The organism is Bacteroides sp. AR20, assembly GCF_964250605.1.
In the GTDB taxonomy this organism is placed as follows: domain Bacteria; phylum Bacteroidota; class Bacteroidia; order Bacteroidales; family Bacteroidaceae; genus Bacteroides; species Bacteroides uniformis.
Genome location: NZ_CAXUGK010000061.1, coordinates 1 through 3,116, shown reverse-complemented (window position 1 = coordinate 3,116; position 3,116 = coordinate 1). Strand labels below are relative to the sequence as shown.

General features: G+C 37.3%; 3 protein-coding genes. All 3 read left to right on the top strand.

The features are described 5' to 3' along the window. Positions 1-376 precede the first annotated feature (376 nt). Entirely contained in the window at positions 377-1,624 is a 1,248-nt protein-coding gene (locus ACESTD_RS18325) for a hypothetical protein (protein WP_005836064.1), read from the top strand. A 13-nt stretch (positions 1,625-1,637) separates the two neighbouring features. Continuing rightward, positions 1,638-2,513: a DUF3869 domain-containing protein gene (locus ACESTD_RS18320; protein WP_005827864.1), complete on the top strand. Its 876-nt coding sequence runs from the start codon at positions 1,638-1,640 to the stop codon at positions 2,511-2,513. Positions 2,514-2,553: 40 nt separating this feature from the next. Then, positions 2,554-3,116: outer membrane beta-barrel protein (locus ACESTD_RS18315; RefSeq protein ID WP_373159095.1), on the top strand; the 563-nt coding region annotated here is incomplete at its 3' end.

Here is a 3,116-nt window from a genome sequence, read left to right as displayed (position 1 = left end):
CCTCTCTGAAAAATAAATGTTTTTATTGCTTATTATCCGCACCCAAAAAGTTGCATTTATAAGTTGAACTCAAGATTCTTGCAGATATTTCTTCTATTTATCCTTTTTCAGAGAAAAGTGAATTAGCAAAAACATCTGAAAAATGACTATTTGGCACAAAAAACAACATTCTGTATAGTAATTATGCACAGCTATATTAAGGATTTTAAGATAGCTAATATATTTCATATAAACATTCTGAGTATTTGTTGGGGGCTTTTGAAGAAAAAACAACATTATTTCATTTTTTCATATAAAAATCTTTGGTATTATTAAAAATGTGTCTATTTTTGCAGCATATTTTGTGTTATACGAACACAAAAAATGGTTGAAAAAGATGAGGTATAAAAACTCTAACATAAGAAAGTGCCTAAATACTAAAACAATAGCACTGTGTGCAGCGTTCTTTTTATACTGTTTGCTCCCTTTAAAAGGGATTTGCCAAACGGGGGAAAGTACTGTAGATGCTTTAGTGGAAATGGGATTTGAAAATGTTGGATGGACAGAAGATGGCAATGAACGTGTGTATGTTCTGCAGAACTCTGCATATCGTTTGCAAGGCGTAGGCATAGGCAAAGCGGTGGATGTTATTCAAAAGATGGGTTTACCGGAAGAAAAGTCATGCCGGATAATAGTTCTGGACAATAATGTACCTCAGATTTCTCTTTATTATCATCCCATAAAGGGGGATTCGGTGCTCCAAGCAGAACGTGATGACTGGAATGTAAGCTATGAATTGGGTGATACTTGGAAAAATGCACGGAAAATAAAGTTGAAAAATAGTTCTTTGTTCAAGATTGATGTATTGGTATATCCTCAATTAGCTTTCAAGAATCTGGTGATTACACAGATTTACCAGGTCTTGTTTGATTTGAGTCCTGCGATAGAAGTTTCGTTATGGAAAGGTATGAAATTAACGGCACAGTTGAAAATACCGGTTTATAATGATGGGTATGGAAGGTTTGAAGATAAAGTTCATCCAGGACATATTACAATTTCACAGCGTTTTAGATTACCGTATAATGTGTTTGGTAAAGTGACTGTGGGATGTTTTAGTGCTGACCAATATGGAGTGGACGCCGAATTTTATCGCCCTTTTAAGGATGAACGCTTTTCCTTAATGGCTCGGATTGGGTATACAGGAATGGGATATTGGAGCGGATTTCGCTATGTATATGATCCTTCGACAGCACTTGTTACTTGGTCTTTGGGCGGTAGCTTTTATTGGCCGCAATTTAACACTCAGTTTAATCTGAAAGCAGAACAGTATTTATTGAAGGAGAAAGGTGTTAAATTTGAAATGATTCGCCATTTTCGCTATTGTTCGATTGGTTTCTATGCAATGAAAGCAGAACATGCAAAGATGAATGGAGGCTTCCGATTTCAAGTGGCATTACCTCCTTATAAATATAAAAGGAAAGGATATATACCTCGTGTGAATACCTCTGCTAATATGGGCATTGTTTATAATGCAGGTAATGAAAGGTACTATTATAGACAGTATAAAGCGGAAGTTAGTGACAATATAATGGAAGAAAATAGTTTTAACCCATATTTTATTAAGTCAGAATTGTTAAATTTTTAATTAATTAATTGAGATGAAAAAGATTAAATTCTTAAACGGCATAAGTGCAGTATTTGCGTTAGCCGTAGTAGCTTTAGCTACAACTTTAACTTCTTGTGAGAAGGAAGAGTTCAACGTTAATGTAACTCCTACTAATGCACAAGCTGTTATTAGTCCGATTGTGCTTGCTATAGAGGATGGTGTTACTACAGATGTAACTGGCCAAGCCACTATCGCACCTGCAGAGTTGACATTTACTGGTAATCCTACTCTGGCTGCTAAGAGTGTTGATGTTACAGCTTCTTATAATGGTTTGAGTGCAACTGTTACAGTTAAGGTTCCTGCTTTGCAAGCTGGGCAATTTGCTACTCTGACTCCGACTATCATTCTTCAGGAAGAAGATGCTGAGACTAAGATTGTAGCAGAATCTACAAAACTTGAACCAGTAACGGATCCTAAAGTTAAGACTTGGGATAACTACGAGCTTTATTGGTTTGACATTCCATCATTCCCTTATGTAGTAAAAGAAGGTGCAAAAGTAGGTGCAAAGAAAATCAATACAACTGATCTTATTGAACGCGCAGCTATTGAATCTTTCTTTAACACGCTTGAGAATACATATGAGGAAACGACAGTAACAACACCGGAGAATAAGTATAAAGTTTATGCTAACTCTAGAACAACTGCATCTATTACTTATACTGTTGTAACAACTGAATATAAAGTAGTGAAGAAGGCTGTAACAAAAGCTGAAACAGAGCCTTTAGCTTCTATTGAAGTAGATGATTATACAACTTCTACACTGTTTGTTCTTGAAAATCAAGATATTCCTGGTCACGGTCATAGCCACGGTCATGGTCATGGTCATGGTGAAGGCAATGCCGGTGGTGGTGTTGGTGAACTTGATTAATAGAAGTTTTAGTTGTTATTTATCTTAAACTCAAGAGAAAATGAAAAGTAAATTAATGATAGCCTCCTTACTATTGGCAGGCGCTTGTGCAGCAAATCTGAATGCACAGGAAAAAACGAACTACTACACTCCGAAATGGAGCGATAATATTTTTGTCAGTGTAGGTGGTGGTATCCACGCCATCAACAATGACGGTTTCAATAAGATTGCTCCGCATTTCAGCGTGTCAGTTGGTAAGCTGATTACTCCGACTTGGGGGGTACGTGCTCAGGTAAACGGTATTACTCAGCATTTGTGTTTGGATGATGCATACTGGGAACACAACAAGACTTATGTAGGTGGTAACATTGATGCAATGATCAATCTTTCTACATTGTTTGCCGGTGCTAATCCTAACCGTTTCTTCGAAGTTTACGGTTTCTTGGGACCTCAAATTTCTGTAGCAAAATCTCAAAATGTGGATGTTACAATTAGTGCTGACGGTACTTCGCAGTCTATGGCTCCTGCCGGTGAAGCTGAAATGCGTGCACGTATCGGCGCTTCTGCCGGTTTGGGCTTGAAGTTCAATATCAACACTAAGTGGGCCATTGACGTAGAAGCTCG

What these genes read in the sequence shown, in the direction of transcription:
- ACESTD_RS18320 (WP_005827864.1), top strand. Translation starts at nt 1,638, where the DNA reads ATGAAAAAGATTAAATTCTTAAACGGCATAAGTGCAGTATTTGCGTTA.
- ACESTD_RS18325 (WP_005836064.1), top strand. Translation starts at nt 377, where the DNA reads ATGAGGTATAAAAACTCTAACATAAGAAAGTGCCTAAATACTAAAACA.